The organism is Micromonospora cynarisoli (assembly GCF_030518815.1).
Taxonomy (GTDB): Bacteria; Actinomycetota; Actinomycetes; order Mycobacteriales; family Micromonosporaceae; genus Micromonospora; species Micromonospora wenchangensis.
On the sequence record NZ_CP130426.1, the window covers coordinates 5138990 to 5153847 of the forward strand.

A 14858-nucleotide genomic window follows, 5' to 3' on the forward strand; every position below is an offset into this window, starting at 1 on the left:
CTATCAGTCCCTCTTCTATATCCGCTGGAGGCCGGCGAGAACCGTTTCCAGCAGCCACCGGTCGGCGATCTTCTCCTGCGCCGGCGAGCCGATGTCCAGAAACCCCTGCTCGTGGAGCATGTCGACCATCACCTTGGTGATGGCGAGCGGCCGGTGCAGGTAGGCGCCGATCTCGGCGATGGAGATCCACCCCGTGCACTGGTGGAGGATCTCCCGGTACTCCAGCTCCAGCCGGGTCTGGTCGGCCGGCAGGGCGATGACCTGGGTGGCCAGGTCGAGGCTGGTGTTGCGGGGGCTCGTCCGCCCGTTGACGAGGATGTACAACGGCACCAGCCGGCCGGCCTCCGCCTCGTCGTCGCCGTCCCACACGTCGTGGCTCATGGTTTCGACCCGGGCCGGTCGGCGAGCAACGCTCCGTCGAGACGGGCCTCGGAGCCGAGGTAGTCGCCGATGCGGGTCACCAGGCGGCTCATCTCGTACGCGACGGTGCCCATGTCGACGGACTGTTCGCAGAGCACCGCCAGCCGCGCGTTCTGGCCGGCGGCGGCGACGAACAGCGTCCGTCCCTCGTACTCGATGATGACCTGTTGGACCGGGCCGCTGTCGAACCGGCGACCCATGCCCGCGGCGATGCTGTGCAGGGACGACGCGCCGGCGGCCAACAGCTCCCCGGCGTCCTGCGGGAGCGACGTGGATTTCTGCACGATCAGCCCGTCGGTGGACAGGACAACCGCATAGACCACGTCAGGGACCTCCACCAGATCGTCGAGGATCCAGGTCAGATCGTTCTGCGATGCCGAGTGGGTCATACGTTCCTGCCTTGGTCGTCTCTGCTGGCGGAGTCCCCGTTTTTCGCCGCCCGGCCGGCGGCCCAGGCCTTCTGGTACCTGCTGAACCGGTCCCGGGCCTCCTCGGGTGACCGGGCGGGAGCCGGCGTCGCCTCGGGCTTCTGCCCGGGCAGACCGTCGTCGCGCAACTCGGGAGCGAGGTGCTGCTGCGGACGCCGGTGCGGCAGGGGCGGCCGGTCGGCGACCTGCGGGCCGGACGAACCGCCGCGGACCGCGCCACGCTGCGCCGGAACCTCGGTCATGATGCCCCCGATGCGGTCGGAGCGTCGCTCCCCGGTGGAATCGGCCGGCGCCTGCACGGCACCGCCCGCTGCCGTGGTCGCCACGGCGGTGGGCCGGGCCCCGGCGGCGGGGTGCAGCTCTCGCCGCCCGCCACCGACAGGCAGCACCGCGCCGACGCCGGGGCGCGACATCGCCGTGGCGACGGTGCCGAGCGGAAGGACACCGGGGTCGGTACGGTCCAGTTCGGCGGCGTACGGCTCGGTGACGATCACCCGGTCGGGCAGCAGCACGATCGCCAGCAGCCCGCCGTACGCCGACGCACGCAGGCTCACCTGGACGCCGTCCCGCTTGGCCAGCTCCGCAACCACGTGCAGGCCGACCTGCGCGCCGTCCTTCAGTGCCGTCACGTCCGGGGTGGGCGCGGTGGCGAGCAGTTCGTTCGCCCGCTCCAACGCGTCCGCCCGCATCCCCACGCCGGCGTCCTCGATCTCCACCGCGATGCCGCGCTTGACCTCGATGCAGGTCACCCAGACCGTGGTCTCGGGCGGCGAGAACGCCAGCGCGTTGTCCAGCAACTCGGCGATCAGGTGGACGGTGCCGGCCACCGCCGGGCCGGCGATCGCCACGTCCGGCGCGCTGCGCAGGGTGATGCGCTGGTACTGCTGGGCCTCCGCGAAGGCCGCCAGCAGCACCCGGCGTACCGGCACCGGGTTCTGGAAGCGGCGGCCGATCTGGCCGCCGGCCAGGATGACGAGGTTCTCCAGGAAGCGGCGGGTCTGGGTGAGCTGGTGGTTGATGTCGAACAGTTCCGCCAGCAGCTTCTCGTCGCCGATCCGGTTCTGGAGGTCCTCGATGACCTTCAGGCCGCGTTGCAGGGGGCGTTGCGGGCGGCGTGCCACACCCATCAGCATCGCGATACCCGCCGCCCGGGTCTTCGCCTCGTCGACCGCGGCACCCGCCGCCGCCTGCAACGACCGGTTGATCACCTCGGCCACCCGGCCGATCTCGTCGCTGCCGTAGTCCGGGAGGGGCAGCTCGGTGGCGAGGTCGACCCGCTCCCGCCGGCGCAGCCTGTCCATCATCGCCGGCAACTGCTGGTCAACCACCGCCTCGGCGTCCCGGCCGAGCTGGGCGAGGCGGACCGACAGCGCCCGGTCCACCAGGATCTGCGACTGCCGGATCGCCCAGATGATCGCGGCGATGACGACGAGCAGGGCGACCAGACTGCCCAGCGAGGCGGTGAGCAGCTGGGTGTTGCCGGTGCGCAGGGTGCGCGCCGAGACCGTGTCGGCCTGCACCACCGTCAGGTTGATCAGGTCGTCGGACACCTGCCGGGTGAGGACCTCCCACCGGGCCCGGTTGAACGACAGGGCACGCGGTGTGCCGGAACGCCACGGTCCATTGCTGACCAGGGCGTTTTCCGCCGCGACGAGTTCTTTCCAGGAGTCGCTCGCGGTGATTGCGGCAAAGCGTTCCCGGGCCTCCGGTTCGAGGTGCGGGGCCACGTTGGTGAGGCCGGCGTGATAGGCCCCGACCAGGTTGGTGAAGTCGAGATGGTCCTGCGGGCCGAGGGTGCGGGCACCGAAAGCGCCGTCAATGGTGGAACCGGCCCGGGACATCAGGTCACTGGCGCGGAAAGCCTCGGTCGCCGCGATGCCGCCCTGGGCTGCGGTGACGTCGGGGACGATTCTCGCCTGGGTGTCGAAGAGGTCGGTCGCGGCGTCGAGCAGGCGGTTGTAGAAATCGTAGACACCCGTCCCGTTGGCCGACCGGGAATCGATGGTGCTCCGCACGCTCGGCAATTCGTCGAGCAGGCCGGCCAGCGTCCCCCACCGGGTCACGATCGAGTCCGGGGCGCCGGCCAGCGCGGAGCTGGCGGCGGGACGCAGGGCGGCCACCCGCTGGTCGGTCTGTTGCCGCTGCTCGATGAGCCGGCTCAGATCCCGCGACGGCTGGGTGAGGTAGCTGACGCTCAGCCGCCGTTCCTGCTGGATCGACGACAACGCGGACACCGCCGGGATCGACACCTGCCGGACGCTGTTCGCTACCTGGCGGTTGTAGAAACCCTGGAAGATGAGATAGCCGGAGGCGACGAGCCAGACCACCAGGGCGACGACGCTGGGAATGAGCACCAGCCTGATCACGCGTCGTTTGATCGACTGCGGTCGACCGGCGCGGCGACCCGGTGTCGTCGGTGCGGCCTGATCGTCTGAGGCGCGGCGCGGTTCTTCGCGGTCGGCCTGTTTGTGCGCCAAAGTCGTCGTATCCAATCCTGGTCAAGCCATAGACAGCAGCGGTCCTACGCCACTGGTCGACGCCGATGTGTGCCAACCCTACCGTCTATCCGGACCCGCACCCGACCACGATTCGACGACAGTGGACGGTCGCGCTATTCGCACTGGTCAGCCATTCGGCAGGGGCCACGGTCGATGGAAATCACGACATTGACGTGATGCGGGTCACTGTGGACGCGGCCGACCGGGCCGCTCCCGACACGGCCCGACCGCCGCCGGCCCCGACGCCCGGCGGCGCGGATTGACTCCGGTTTCCCCGGGGTACGGGGAAACCGCCGGGGGGTCACCGGCGTCCAGTTCGATGCTGTGGCGCGTCCACCGTCCGGGTGGAGCGCAGCGGACACTCCGTACACGCGTGCGGGGTCGGCGGTGGAGGAGCAGGGGATGTCGAAGTTGAGGTGGGGCACCGGGGTCGCGGTGCTGGCGTGCTCCGGAGCGCTGATGGCGTGCGGGGACGGTGACGGGACGCCCACCGACGCCGGGTCGGCCACGGCCACGCCGTCGGGCCCGGTGACGCCCACCGCCACGACGGCACCCGACCCGACCACGCCCCCGGCGAGCCCGTCCCGGACCGCCGGGAAGCCGTCGGCCACGGCCGGTGCCGGCGGGGTGCTGTCCGGCAGGCGGGAGGTCACCATCGTCCGGGTGCAGGCGACCGAATCCGGGGTGGCCCTGGACGGCGGCGCGCTCGTCGAGGTCGACGACGACAGCGGACGCCAACTGTTCGTACCGACACCGGCCGGCGACGGCAAGTACCTGATCAAGGCGTACGGCCGGCGCGACGGTCACCCCGCCAACGACGACCCGGCCTGCTGGCAGGTGCTCAACCCCGGCGACGGCAAACCGCTCACCGTCGAGGGGACGGCCTGCGACCCGCGCAAGCCGACGCAGCTGTTCAGCATCGTCGGCAAGGGCGGGGGCGCGTACGCGATCAGCAACGACTCGGCGTTCCTCCAGTTCTCGCCCAGCCGGGGCCTGATCCTCGAAGAGTTGGGCGACGCGCCGCTGCGCAGCACGTTCCGGCTGGTCGACAACGGCCCGGCCCGTACCCCGGCCGGCGGCTGACCCACGATCCGCCCCCGCGCGGGGTTGGCGGACGGCCCAGCGGGTACCGCACCCGGCATGCGGATCGTGATCGTGGGGGCCACCGGCAACGTGGGCACGGCGGTGCTGCGCCGGCTGGGTCGGGAACCGGGACTCGACCTGGTCGGCGTCGCCCGCCGGCTGCCCGACCCCGACGCCGGCGCGCCCTACGCCGGGGTGCGGTGGCACTCCTGCGACATCGGCGCGCCGGACGCGGTCGACCAGCTCACCACGGTCTTCGCGGGGGCCGACGCCGTGGTGCACCTGGCCTGGCAGATCCAGCCCAGCCACGACCGGCGCACCCTGTACCGGACCAACGTCGGCGGCAGCCGCGCGGTGACCGGGGCCACCGTGCGGGCCGGGGTGCCCGCCCTGGTGTACGCCTCGTCGGTCGGCACCTACGCGCCCGGCCCGAAGGACCACCCGGTCAGCGAACGGTGGCCGGCGACCGGGGTGCCCGGCTCCTCGTACAGCCGGGACAAGGCCGAGGTGGAAGCCATGCTGGACACCGTCGAGGCCGCCCATCCGCGGCTGCGGGTGGTCCGGCTGCGCCCCGGACTGATCTTCCAGCGGGACGCCGGCACCGAGATCACCAGGTACTTCCTCGGGCCACTGGCCCCGGTACGACTGCTGCGGCACGGGCGGATTCCGCTCGTACCGGCCAACCGGCGGCTGCGGATGCAGGCGGTGCACGCCGACGACGTCGCCGACGCGTACGCCCGGGCGGTCCTCGGTGAGGCGCGCGGCGCGTTCAACGTCGCCGCGGACCCGGTGCTGACCCCGGAGCTGGTGGCCCGGCACTTCAAGGGCTGGACGGTGCCGGTTGCCGCCCCGGTGCTGCGCGCCGCCGCCGCGCTGACCTGGCGGTGCCGGCTGCAACCGGTGGACGCGGGCTGGGTCGAGCTGGGGCTCGCCGCGCCGCTGATGTCCAGCGCCCGCGCCGAGACCGAACTCGGCTGGCGGCCACGGGTCGACGCGGTCACCGCGCTGAGGGAACTCTTCGCCGGGATGGCCGACGGCGCGCACACCGCCGGCCCGCCCCTGTCCGGCGTCGCCGACCTGCCCGGCCGGCCCGCCGGCCTGCTCCGGGGCCGCGTCCCCGGCCAGGGCGACCCCTACTGACCTTCTCCGCCACCGGCGGCCGGTCGTCAGGCGTGGGAGAGGGCGAAGGCGGTCAGGAAGCCCAGGACGGTGATCAGGCCGACCAGCAGGTGGGCGTCCTCGAACGCCTCCGGGACCATGGTGTCGGTGATCATCGCGAGGATCGCCCCGGCGGCCAGCGCGGTGATGGTCGCCAGCAACTCCGGCGGCGCACCACCCAGCAGGGTGTTGCCGAGCAGCGCGGCGACCCCGCTGACCAGGGCGATCGCCGTCCAGAGTCCGAAGACGTACCGGCGGGAACGGCCGGCCCGGCGCATGCCGGCGGCGCTCGACAGGCCCTCCGGCACGTTGCTGAGGAAGACCGCGACCACGGTGACGAGGCTGACCGGGCCGCCGGCCAGCAGGCTCGCGCCGATCACCACCGACTCGGGTACGCCGTCGAGCAGCGCGCCCACCGCGATCGCCGAGCCCGAACCGGGCTGCTCCCGCTCGGAGGGTTGTTCCTCGCCGGAGCGTTTCCGGTGCCGGGCACCCCGTCGGGCGAGGAGCAGGTTGGCCCCCGTGTACGCCAACGCCCCGCCCGCCGCCCCGATCGCGGTCGGCAGCAGTCCACCCTGCTCGTGCGCCTCGGCGATCAACTCGAACGAGACGGCGGAGAGCAGGACCCCCGCACCGAACGCCATGATCGACGCGACGACCTTGCGGGGCACCGGCAGGAAGAACCCGACGGCCGCCCCGACCAGGAGAGCGGAACCGGCCAACAGGCCCCACGCCCCGGCTTGCAACCACTGCGGCATTCCGGGGACCGTACCCGCCCCCGCACCGCGTCAACCAGACCCGGCAGCCCCGCCGGGGGCCGGCCGGTCAGAAGTCGGCGAACAGGTAGGGCAGTGCGCGGGGAAAGAGCCGACGCAACTCGTCCGCCGCCTCCGGGCCGACCTCACCCAGCCCCCGGATGTGCACCTCGGCCGGGTCGAGCACCCCGTACGCCAGCGCGGACAACCCGGCGGCGGTGAGCGTCGCCGTCGGCACCGGGCCGCCGGCGGTCACCGCCGACCGGCCGCCGGGGGCCAACGCCAACCGGCCGTCGACGCCGTCGAGCAGGTGGGTGCCGGCGAGCCACCGGTCGTCGACCAGGTCCACCCGCACCCGACCCCGCCCGGCGGGCAGCCCGGCGAGGGCGTCCACGCTGAGCAGGCGGGCCATCGGCGCCGGCGAGCCGGGCCGGGACACCCGGGCCTCGACGTGCACGGCCAGGTCGGTCAGCCACAGCTCGGGCAGGTCGTCGGCGGGGACCCGGAGGCTGATCCGCTCCACCTGGTCGACGTGCCGGGCGAGGAACTGCAACAGCAGGGCGCGGGCGTACGGGTCGGTGGCGAGCAGGTCGTCGCCGACCAGTTCGCCACCGTGGTCGTCGATCCGGTAGGTGAGCGCACCGACCACGCTGCCGTCGATGGTCGCGGTGATCAGCCACCTGTCGTCCCGGTCCCGCAGCCCCACGTCCCGGAAGTCGGGGAAGATCGCGAAACCGTGCCGTTCCCGCAGGCACCGCTCGGTGAACGAGCGGTAGCGCGGATAACCGACGCCGATCCGTTCCCAGCCCACCGTGCCGGGCAGGGCTGCACGCAGCAGCGGGGCCAGGTCGGCCGGGGAGAACCGGACGGTACGCGACCGGGGCAGCCCCACGTAGCCGAACCGCTCGTAGAAGCCGGCCCGGAACGGGTACAGCGCGGTCACCGGGTGCCCGCCGTCGCGCATCTCGTCGAGGAGCTGGCAGAGCAGGGCGCGGACGTACCCCTGCCGGCGGGCCAGCGGGTGGGTGGCGACCCCGGCGACCCCGGCCATCGGGAGCACCGCGCCGCGCAGGTTCTGCCGCATCGGCACCGCGCTGGCGGTGGCCCGCGCCTCGCCGCCCTCCTCGACGACAAGCGTCCGGTTGCCCTTGTTGTACGGCAGGTAGCGGTGGAACGCGTCGACCCGCTCCCGGCTCAGCGGGGTCGCCTCGAAGGCGTACGCCTGGAGCGGGAAGCTGGTGGTCAGTCGTTCCTCGGCGGCCAGGCGACGGATGAGCATCCGTCCATCCCAACCCGGCCGACGGCCGGCCGCAACCCGGTTGACCCGGGTTCAGCCCTCGGTCACGTCGGAGACCACCACTGTGACGTTGTCCGGCGCGCCGGCCTGGTGGGCCAGCTTCACCAGCTGCTCACCGCAGTGCCGGCGGTCCTGGTAGGTGACGAGCGCCCCGTGGATCGCCTCGTCGGCCACGTAGTCGGAGAGCCCGTCGCTGCACAGCAGCACCCGGTCCCCGGCGAACACGGTCAGCACTCCGATCGCCGGGGGCGCGTCCGCCCCCTGCACCGCCCGGGTGACCAGGGACCGCTGCGGGTGGTGGCGGGCCTGGTCGGGGGAGAGCGCCCCCTGGTCGACCAGCGCCTGGACGAAGGTGTCGTCCCGGGTGAGCTGGGTCAGTTCCCCGTCGCGCAGCAGGTAGCACCGGGAGTCGCCGACCTGCGCGAGGACCAGGGTGTCCCCGGCGAGCAGGGCGGCGGTCAGCGTCGTCCCCATGCCCTCGCGGGCCGGATCGGCGGAGATCGCCGCCCGGATGCGCCGGTTGGCGGTGGAGACCACGGCCCGCAACGCCTCGGCGGCCTCGTCGGTGCCGGTGGGCGGGACCAGCTCGTCCAGGATGCGGATGACGATCTCGCTGGCCACCTCGCCGGCGGGGAGCCCACCCATGCCGTCCGCCACCGCGACCAGGCGTTCACCGGCGAGGGCTGAGTCCTCGTTGTTGGTGCGGACCAGGCCGACGTCGTTGAGGATAGCCGAGCGGAGGATCAGCGTCATGGGACAAGCTTGCCGGATACACCCTCCCTCCGTCTCTACGCACTAGTACGTAGGGTGGGAGAAATGATCCCGGTGTCCATGGTGGGTCGCGTCGGAGAGCTCGCCGAGCTCGACCGGGCGTGGTCCACCGTGGCCGGGACGGGCCGGTCGGCACCCGCCGTCACGGTCATCACCGGAGCCGCCGGGGTGGGCAAGAGCCGGCTGGTCGCGGCGGCCGTCGAGGGTCTCTCCCCCCGTCCGGCGGCGATCCTCGCCGGGGCGGCGCGGGTGCACGATCCGGCCCCCTACGACTGGCTGGCGGCGGTGCTCAGCGTCCGTGACGTCGGCGCGCTCGACCTGCCGTCCGACGCGCTCGCCTGGCTGGCCCAGCATCCGGCCGCGCCGCGCGAGCGGTACGCCCCCGGCACGCTGCTCCGGCTCGCCGTGCGCACCGTCCGGTCGCTGGTGGGTGCCGGCCCGGCCGTGCTGGTGGTGGAGGACCTGCACGATCTCGACCCGGCCAGCCTCAACCTGGTCGTCGAGCTGGCGACCGCGCCGCAGTTGCCGGCGCTGCTGGTGGTGGCGAGCCGGCCGCCGGCCGACGCGGTCGCACCGGACCTCACCCGCCGCGTCCTGGCCCGCCTCTGCGGGGTACGCGGCGCGGTGCGCCAGCACCTCGGTCCGCTCGGCGTCGCCGAGGTGGCCGAGATCCTCACCCAGGTGTACGCCGACAGCCCGCCCCCGGCGCGGGTCTGCGCCACCGTCTGGCAGCGCACCGGCGGCAACCCGTACGCGCTCACCGAACTGCTGGCGGTGCACGCGGGCCGGGGACCGGACGCGCTGGTCCGGGAACCGTTGCCGGAGCACCTGCGGACGCCGGCGCCCCGGGCCGCCGCCCCGCCCGAGGCCGAGCTGACCGGCCGGGAGGTCGAGGTGCTGGGCTGCCTGGTCGCCGGGATGTCCAACAAGCAGGCCGCGCGGGCCCTGGGCATCTCGGTGCGGACGGTGACCGTGCACGTGTCGAACCTGCTGCGTAAGACCGGCTCGGCGTCGCGTACCGAGGCGGCGCTCTGGGCGGTGCAGCACCGGGTGTCCGGCGCGGGTCAGGGGCGGGGGTAGCGCAGCAGCAGGCTGGCGGCGACCTCCTCGTCGCCGAGGGCGGCGTAGCCGTGCGGCACGTCGGAGGTCCAGCGCAGGTGGCCACCGGCGGCGGCGGTCAGCGGGGCGTCGACCGGGCCGGCGCGGAGCACCCCGGCGAAGACCGTGACGTGTTCGGTGACCCCGGGCTGGTGGGCGGGGGAGACCTGTTCCCCGCCGGGGCGGACCCGCAGCCGGTACAGCTCGTAACTGGCGTCGGTGTCGGTGAACGACTCCAGCAGGGTGGCGACGACCGTGGCGCCCCGCACGGTCGGGGTGGCGGCGGGCCCGGCGAGCACGGCCGCCAGCGGTACGCCGAGCTGGGCGGTGATCGCGTAGAGGGTCTCCAGGGTGGGGTTGCGGGTGCCGTTCTCCAGCGCCGAGAGGGTGGCCTTCCCGACCCCTGCGGTGCGGGCCAGCGTGGAGAGGGAGACCCCGCGTTCGATCCGTAGCGCGCGCAGCCGGTGGCCGACCGCCCCGGCGTCGGCGTCGAGCGCGGGCCGGCGGCCTGGGCGTGGCGGGGTCATCCGGCTATGGTGCTACACGTCGCCGTTCCGTAAACGGAACGATGGGCGGCCGGGCGTGAGGGGGAGTGTGGTGGGGGATCGGGCGCAACCGGTGCTGGCCGGCGTGGTGACCGCCGTGGTCGGCTTCGCCAGCTCGTTCACCGTCGTGCTCGCCGGGCTGCGGGCGGTCGGCGCCAGCGAGGCGCAGGCCGCCTCGGGGCTGCTCACGGTGAGCGTCGCCGCCGGGATCTGCGCGACCTGGCTCGGCCTGCGGCACCGGATGCCGATCTCGATCGCCTGGTCCACGCCGGGCGCGGCGTTGCTTGTCGCCACCGGGCCGGTCCCCGGCGGGTGGCCCGCCGCCGTGGGCGCGTTCGCGCTGTGCGGGCTGCTCATCGTCACCGCCGGCCTCTTCCCCGCCCTGGGCCGGGCGGTGGCCGCGATCCCCGCCCCGGTGGCGGCCGCGATGCTGGCCGGGGTGCTGCTGCCGCTGTGCACCGCCCCGGTACGCGCGCTGGTCGAGGTGCCGGCCCTGGCCGCCCCGGTGATCGTGACCTGGCTGGTGCTGCACCGGTTCGCCCCCCGGTGGGCGGTCCCGGCCGCGCTGGTGGTGGCGGTGGTGACGATCGCCCTGACCACGACCGGCGTGGGGATCACCCCCGGCGACCTGCGGCCGGTGGTGTCGCCCACCGTGCCGGCGTTCACCCTGCCCGCCGTGGTCGGCCTGGCGCTGCCCCTGTTCCTGGTCACCATGGCCGCGCAGAACGTGCCCGGCGCGGCGGTGCTGCGCGGCTTCGGCTACCGGCCGCCACTGGCCCCGGCGCTGCGCGCCACCGGGCTGGCCACTGCGCTCGGTGCCACCACCGGCGGCCACGCGGTCAACCTCGCCGCGATCACCGCCGCCCTCGCCGCCGGCCCCGACGCCCACCCCGACCCGGAGCGGCGCTGGATCGCCTCGGTGACCGCCGGCATCGGCCTGGCGCTGCTCGGGCTCGGCGCGGGGGCGGCGACCACGCTGGTGCTGCTCTCCCCGCCGGTGCTCATCGAAGCGGTCGCCGGGCTCGCGCTGCTCGGCGTGTTGGCCGGCGCCCTCTCCGCAGCCCTGACCACATCCGCCCCCGCCACACCCTCCGCACCGACCGCAGGCGCGACCGCCGCCCTCCCGGCCCCTGCTCCTGTCTCCAGGGGTGTCGTCCCGGACCCCGCGGCCCCGGCCCCGCCGGTCCCCGCCCCGCCGGTTCCCGCGACCGCCGTCCTGCCGGCACCGGCGTCCGCCGCCACCGCGCCGTCGGTCGTTCCCGACCCCCGGAGCCGGGAGGCCGCCGTGGTCACCTTCGTGGTCACCGCGTCGGGGGTGAGCCTGCTCGGCGTGGGCGGGGCGTTCTGGGGACTGCTCGCCGGCTGGCTGATGCTGCTGCTCTTCCGTCGCCGCAGGCCCGTCCCTGCCGGCTGACGGACTGGTCGACCGGTCCGACCGCCCCACGCCCGCCCCACGGCTGCTCCCGCCACCGGGATGGCGGGACGCGGCGCGACCGGGCGGCGGTCCGGTGCCGCCGGCTGTTCCGCGCTGCCGGCGGGTGGGAGGTGTGGGTGGGTCACTCCTCCGGGGGCAGGTCACCCACGGGGACGTGCAGGCGTACCCGGTCGTCGGTGACCGTGGCGATCTGGTCGGCCAGCACGTACACCGCGCCGGTGCGGGCCAGTTCGGTGGAGACCTTGAGGTAGCCGGTGCGCAGCAGGCGGGCGGCGAGGTCGGCCGGGACGTCCGGTTCCTCGACGGCCACCGACTCGATCAGCTCGTCCAGGCTGCCGCCCGGGTCGGCGGTCGCCGCCTGCACGGTCACCGCGTTGGGATCGCCCCGCTGGACGAGGTCGACGGTGCCGATCTCGACCCCGGCCGTGTCGACCACCCGCATGCCGGTGGTGATCCGGGAGATGACCGCCTGCTCTGCCATGCCCTGCTGCTCCATCCCCGGGCGGTTCCCTGCCCCACCCACCGCTAAACCGCCGGGCCCCAGGCGCTGGGTGGGCGCGGGGACAGCTCGCGCCAGGCGTCCGTCCCCTCCAGCAGGGCCCGGACGGTCTCCTCGGCCTCGTCGGCGCTGCCGTGCTCGTAGAACTGGGAGACGCCCTCCGCGCCGCCGGCCCGCTGCTCGACATGCCACCGGTCGGCGTCGACGCGGAGGAAGACGTCCCGCCGCGCCAGTCGTCCCCATTTGCCGTTCCACCAGTGCCTACGCTGTTCCATGGCGGGACTCTATCGAACATGTGTACGACAGGATGCGGCCCCTGCGGGAACTCCGCAGGGGCCGGTGTGCGCCGGTCGGGTCAGCGCGGGGCGGGCGGCTCCGGACGCCGGCCGAGCACGTCGTCCAGCGCGCCACGCTGCCCCGGGGTGGCGTGCCCGCCGGCGAGCAGCGCGTCCCGGATCTCGGTGAGCAGCTTGACCTCCTCGCTCGGCGCGGCGGGCGGCGGCTCCTCGCCCCGCTTGCGCCGCTCAGCGAGCCGGTTCATCGGGTAGACGACGAGGAAGTACAGCGCCGCCGCCGTCAGCGCGAAGGTGATCGCCGCGTTGACGAAGGCGATCCAGTCGAACGGGATGTCCCGGAATGTGGGGGTCGAGCCGCTGATGCCGTTCTTGCTGCCGGTGATCAGCACGATGACGACCCGGACCAGTGGTTCGAGGAACGACTTGGTCAGCTGGGTGACCACGCCCGTGAACGCGGCGCCGATGACGACACCGACCGCCAGGTCGACGACGTTGCCGCGCATGATGAAGTCTTTGAAGCCCTTGAGCATCCGTACTCCTGTGCCGTCCGATTCTCCGTCGGGGACAACCTATGCCCCGGACGGGGACTCCAGGAAAGCGCCGGCCTCGATCGCCGCCCGCCCGGGATCGCCGTCCCGGATCGCCGTCACCAGCCGGCTGTGGTCGACGTACCGCTGCGGTTGCAGGGTGTCACCGGTGGCGTGCGCGACGGTGCTGCGCAGCGCCGCGCCGACCGAGGCGTACAGCTCGGCCAGCATGGCGTTGTGCGCGGCGGCGACCACCGCCGTGTGCAGCGCGACGTCCGCCTCTACGAACGCGGCGACCCCACCCGACCGCCAGGCGGCCTCCCGGGCGGCGAGCGCGCCGTCGAGCGCCACCAGGTCCTCCGGGGTACGCCGCAGCGCGGCCAACCGGGCCGCCTCGACCTCGAACGCCCGGCGGACCTCGACCACCTCGGCCATCCGGTCGTCGGTGAGCCGGCGGGCCACCACCGGGGCCAGCTCGTCGGTCGAGACCACGTACGTCCCGGAGCCCTGCCGGCACTCCAGCACCCCGGCGTGCACGAGCGCCCGGACGGCCTCCCGGACGGTGTTGCGCCCCACCCCGAGCGCCGTCACCAGCTGCGGCTCGGTGGGGATGCGCCCGCCCACCGGCCACTCGCCGCCGAGGATCCGCCCCCGGAGCTGCTCGATGGTCTGCTGCACCCGCTGACCGCGCGGGGGCACGGGCGGGGAATCGACTGACGGTGTCACCCGTTACACCAGCTGCCAAAATTCATCCCATGATTGTAGGTTCGAGGTCATGACCCCGCCAACCGCTCCCGCCGTCGAGGCGTCACCCGAACCGAGCGTCCACCGGCCGGCCCACCGCGCCCCGTCGCCGGTCACCGGTGGCGCGCTGGTGCTGGCCGGGATGCTGCTGGTCGCGCTCAACCTGCGGGCCGCGGTGACCAGCCTCGGTGCGCTGCTCGACGAGGTACGCACCGGACTCGGTCTCTCCGGCGCGATGGCCGGGTTCGTCACCACCCTGCCCACCATCGCCTTCGCCGGCCTCGGCGCGCTCACCCCGTGGCTGATCCGGCGCTGGCCGGCCGCCCGGGTGCTGGTGGTGGCGATGCTCGCGCTCACCGTCGGTCAGGTGCTCCGGGTGGTCACCGGCTCGGCGACGGTCTTCGTGCTCACCAGCGCGCTCGCCCTGGCCGGCATCGCGGTGGCGAACATCCTGCTGCCGATGCTGGTCAAGCAGCACTTCCCGCACCGTACCGGGCTGGTCACCGGGGCGTACACGATGGCGCTGACCACGGGGACGACGGTGGCCGCCGCCTCCGCCGTGCCGGTGGCGCACGCCTTCGGCTCCTGGCGGGCCGGGCTCGGGGTGTGGGCGCTGTTGGCGGCGGTGGCCGTACTCCCGTGGGTGCCGCTGGCGCTGCGGGCCCGCGCCGCCCGACGCGCCGCGACCCCGACGGCGGTCCCGGCCGCCCGCACCCGGGTCCGGCCGGCCCGCACCCGGCTCGGCTGGGCGATGGCGGTCTACTTCGGCGCGCAGTCGCTTAGCGGGTACGCCGTGATGGGCTGGCTGGCCCAGCTCTTCCGGGACGCCGGCTTCCGGCCGGAGAACGCCGGACTGCTGCTCGCCGGGGTCACCGCGCTCGGGGTGCCGGTGGCCCTGCTGATGCCGACGCTGGCCGGGCGGCTCCGCACGCTGCGCCCGTTGGTGTTCGGGCTGACCGCGTTCTCCGCGGCGGCCTACCTGGGGCTGGCGTTCGCGCCACGGGGCGGGGCGCTGCTCTGGGTGCTGCTGCTCGCCTTCGGTCAGGGCGCGTTCCCGCTGATCCTGACCACCATCGGCCTGCGGGCCCGGACGGCCGACGGCACGGTGGCGCTGTCCGCCTTCGCACAGAGCACCGGATACGTGATCGCCGCGCTCGGCCCGCTGCTCGTCGGGGTGCTCTACGAGGCGACTGGCGGATGGGCCGCGCCGATGGGCTTCCTGCTCGCCGCGCTGGCGGTGCAGACGGCCGCGGGCATGGTGATCGCCCGTCCCCGGTTCATCGAGGACGAGCGCTGAGCAGACA

Annotated in this window: 16 protein-coding genes; 5 read left to right on the plus strand and 11 right to left on the minus strand. The window is 74.1% G+C overall.

The genetic code is table 11. The features are described 5' to 3' along the window. Positions 1 to 15 precede the first annotated feature (15 nt). The 3 genes from Q2K16_RS22350 to Q2K16_RS22360 are packed head-to-tail and all read right to left on the minus strand — an operon-like array spanning position 16 to position 3214. Complete coding sequence (locus Q2K16_RS22350) at positions 16 to 381, minus strand: DUF742 domain-containing protein (protein ID WP_302739906.1); 366 nt, start codon at positions 379 to 381, stop codon at positions 16 to 18. Beyond that, a complete protein-coding gene (locus tag Q2K16_RS22355) occupies positions 378 to 809 on the minus strand; it encodes a roadblock/LC7 domain-containing protein (RefSeq protein WP_145917383.1) in 432 nt (143 codons plus the stop codon). The genes Q2K16_RS22350 and Q2K16_RS22355 overlap by 4 nt, the downstream gene beginning before the upstream one ends. Next, complete coding sequence (locus Q2K16_RS22360; protein WP_302739908.1) at positions 806 to 3214, minus strand: sensor histidine kinase; 2409 nt, start codon at positions 3212 to 3214, stop codon at positions 806 to 808. The genes Q2K16_RS22355 and Q2K16_RS22360 overlap by 4 nt, the downstream gene beginning before the upstream one ends. 534 nt (positions 3215 to 3748) lie before the next feature. Between Q2K16_RS22360 and Q2K16_RS22365 the strand changes: the two genes are divergently transcribed. After that, a complete protein-coding gene (locus tag Q2K16_RS22365) occupies positions 3749 to 4429 on the plus strand; it encodes a hypothetical protein (protein ID WP_302739909.1) in 681 nt (226 codons plus the stop codon). A 57-nt stretch (positions 4430 to 4486) separates the two neighbouring features. After that, positions 4487 to 5569 carry an NAD-dependent epimerase/dehydratase family protein gene (locus tag Q2K16_RS22370; protein ID WP_302739910.1) on the plus strand — a complete coding sequence of 361 codons (1083 nt, stop codon included), beginning with the start codon at positions 4487 to 4489 and terminating at the stop codon, positions 5567 to 5569. Positions 5570 to 5595: 26 nt separating this feature from the next. Here Q2K16_RS22370 and Q2K16_RS22375 read toward each other — a convergent pair whose 3' ends face one another. The 3 genes from Q2K16_RS22375 to Q2K16_RS22385 form a co-directional block, all read right to left on the minus strand. Beyond that, a complete protein-coding gene (locus Q2K16_RS22375; protein WP_302739911.1) occupies positions 5596 to 6345 on the minus strand; it encodes a ZIP family metal transporter in 750 nt (249 codons plus the stop codon). 67 nt (positions 6346 to 6412) lie between these two features. Further along, positions 6413 to 7621 (minus strand): GNAT family N-acetyltransferase, encoded by a 1209-nt coding sequence (locus Q2K16_RS22380; protein WP_302739913.1) that lies wholly within the window; start codon positions 7619 to 7621, stop codon positions 6413 to 6415. Positions 7622 to 7672: 51 nt separating this feature from the next. After that, positions 7673 to 8392 (minus strand): PP2C family protein-serine/threonine phosphatase, encoded by a 720-nt coding sequence (locus Q2K16_RS22385; protein ID WP_088642022.1) that lies wholly within the window; start codon positions 8390 to 8392, stop codon positions 7673 to 7675. 63 nt (positions 8393 to 8455) lie between these two features. Between Q2K16_RS22385 and Q2K16_RS22390 the strand changes: the two genes are divergently transcribed. Beyond that, complete coding sequence (locus tag Q2K16_RS22390) at positions 8456 to 9490, plus strand: helix-turn-helix domain-containing protein (protein ID WP_302739915.1); 1035 nt, start codon at positions 8456 to 8458, stop codon at positions 9488 to 9490. On the opposite strand, the gene Q2K16_RS22395 is transcribed toward Q2K16_RS22390, so the two are convergent. Continuing rightward, complete coding sequence (locus tag Q2K16_RS22395) at positions 9475 to 10035, minus strand: helix-turn-helix domain-containing protein (protein WP_302739916.1); 561 nt, start codon at positions 10033 to 10035, stop codon at positions 9475 to 9477. The two genes, Q2K16_RS22390 and Q2K16_RS22395, sit on opposite strands and share 16 nt — an antisense overlap. A gap of 70 nt (positions 10036 to 10105) precedes the next feature. Between Q2K16_RS22395 and Q2K16_RS22400 the strand changes: the two genes are divergently transcribed. Further along, entirely contained in the window at positions 10106 to 11467 is a 1362-nt protein-coding gene (locus Q2K16_RS22400; protein WP_302739918.1) for a benzoate/H(+) symporter BenE family transporter, read from the plus strand. A 142-nt stretch (positions 11468 to 11609) separates the two neighbouring features. On the opposite strand, the gene Q2K16_RS22405 is transcribed toward Q2K16_RS22400, so the two are convergent. The 4 genes from Q2K16_RS22405 to Q2K16_RS22420 all read right to left on the minus strand — a co-directional run bounded on the left by Q2K16_RS22405 (position 11610) and on the right by Q2K16_RS22420 (position 13536). Then, on the minus strand, positions 11610 to 11969 hold the full coding sequence (locus tag Q2K16_RS22405) for a hypothetical protein (protein WP_302739920.1): 360 nt from the start codon (positions 11967 to 11969) through the stop codon (positions 11610 to 11612). Positions 11970 to 12013: 44 nt separating this feature from the next. Next, positions 12014 to 12262 carry a hypothetical protein gene (locus Q2K16_RS22410; protein ID WP_302739921.1) on the minus strand — a complete coding sequence of 83 codons (249 nt, stop codon included), beginning with the start codon at positions 12260 to 12262 and terminating at the stop codon, positions 12014 to 12016. An 80-nt stretch (positions 12263 to 12342) separates the two neighbouring features. Beyond that, entirely contained in the window at positions 12343 to 12813 is a 471-nt protein-coding gene (gene mscL / locus Q2K16_RS22415; RefSeq protein ID WP_302739922.1) for a large conductance mechanosensitive channel protein MscL, read from the minus strand. Positions 12814 to 12852: 39 nt separating this feature from the next. After that, complete coding sequence (locus Q2K16_RS22420; RefSeq protein WP_302739924.1) at positions 12853 to 13536, minus strand: FadR/GntR family transcriptional regulator; 684 nt, start codon at positions 13534 to 13536, stop codon at positions 12853 to 12855. Positions 13537 to 13696: 160 nt separating this feature from the next. On the opposite strand from Q2K16_RS22420, the gene Q2K16_RS22425 reads away from it, so the two are divergent. Then, positions 13697 to 14851 carry an MFS transporter gene (locus tag Q2K16_RS22425; RefSeq protein WP_302746578.1) on the plus strand — a complete coding sequence of 385 codons (1155 nt, stop codon included), beginning with the start codon at positions 13697 to 13699 and terminating at the stop codon, positions 14849 to 14851. Positions 14852 to 14858: the final 7 nt, after the last annotated feature.

Bases quoted from the DNA above. Each gene is read 5' to 3' on its own strand.
- Q2K16_RS22380 (WP_302739913.1), bottom strand. From the start codon at position 7,621: ATGCTCATCCGTCGCCTGGCCGCCGAGGAACGACTGACCACCAGCTTC.
- mscL (WP_302739922.1), bottom strand. From the start codon at position 12,813: ATGCTCAAGGGCTTCAAAGACTTCATCATGCGCGGCAACGTCGTCGAC.
- Q2K16_RS22355 (WP_145917383.1), bottom strand. From the start codon at position 809: ATGACCCACTCGGCATCGCAGAACGATCTGACCTGGATCCTCGACGAT.
- Q2K16_RS22405 (WP_302739920.1), bottom strand. From the start codon at position 11,969: ATGGCAGAGCAGGCGGTCATCTCCCGGATCACCACCGGCATGCGGGTG.
- Q2K16_RS22425 (WP_302746578.1), top strand. From the start codon at position 13,697: ATGCTGCTGGTCGCGCTCAACCTGCGGGCCGCGGTGACCAGCCTCGGT.
- Q2K16_RS22410 (WP_302739921.1), bottom strand. From the start codon at position 12,262: ATGGAACAGCGTAGGCACTGGTGGAACGGCAAATGGGGACGACTGGCG.
- Q2K16_RS22385 (WP_088642022.1), bottom strand. From the start codon at position 8,392: ATGACGCTGATCCTCCGCTCGGCTATCCTCAACGACGTCGGCCTGGTC.
- Q2K16_RS22390 (WP_302739915.1), top strand. From the start codon at position 8,456: ATGATCCCGGTGTCCATGGTGGGTCGCGTCGGAGAGCTCGCCGAGCTC.
- Q2K16_RS22365 (WP_302739909.1), top strand. From the start codon at position 3,749: ATGTCGAAGTTGAGGTGGGGCACCGGGGTCGCGGTGCTGGCGTGCTCC.
- Q2K16_RS22375 (WP_302739911.1), bottom strand. From the start codon at position 6,345: ATGCCGCAGTGGTTGCAAGCCGGGGCGTGGGGCCTGTTGGCCGGTTCC.
- Q2K16_RS22395 (WP_302739916.1), bottom strand. From the start codon at position 10,035: ATGACCCCGCCACGCCCAGGCCGCCGGCCCGCGCTCGACGCCGACGCC.
- Q2K16_RS22350 (WP_302739906.1), bottom strand. From the start codon at position 381: ATGAGCCACGACGTGTGGGACGGCGACGACGAGGCGGAGGCCGGCCGG.
- Q2K16_RS22370 (WP_302739910.1), top strand. From the start codon at position 4,487: ATGCGGATCGTGATCGTGGGGGCCACCGGCAACGTGGGCACGGCGGTG.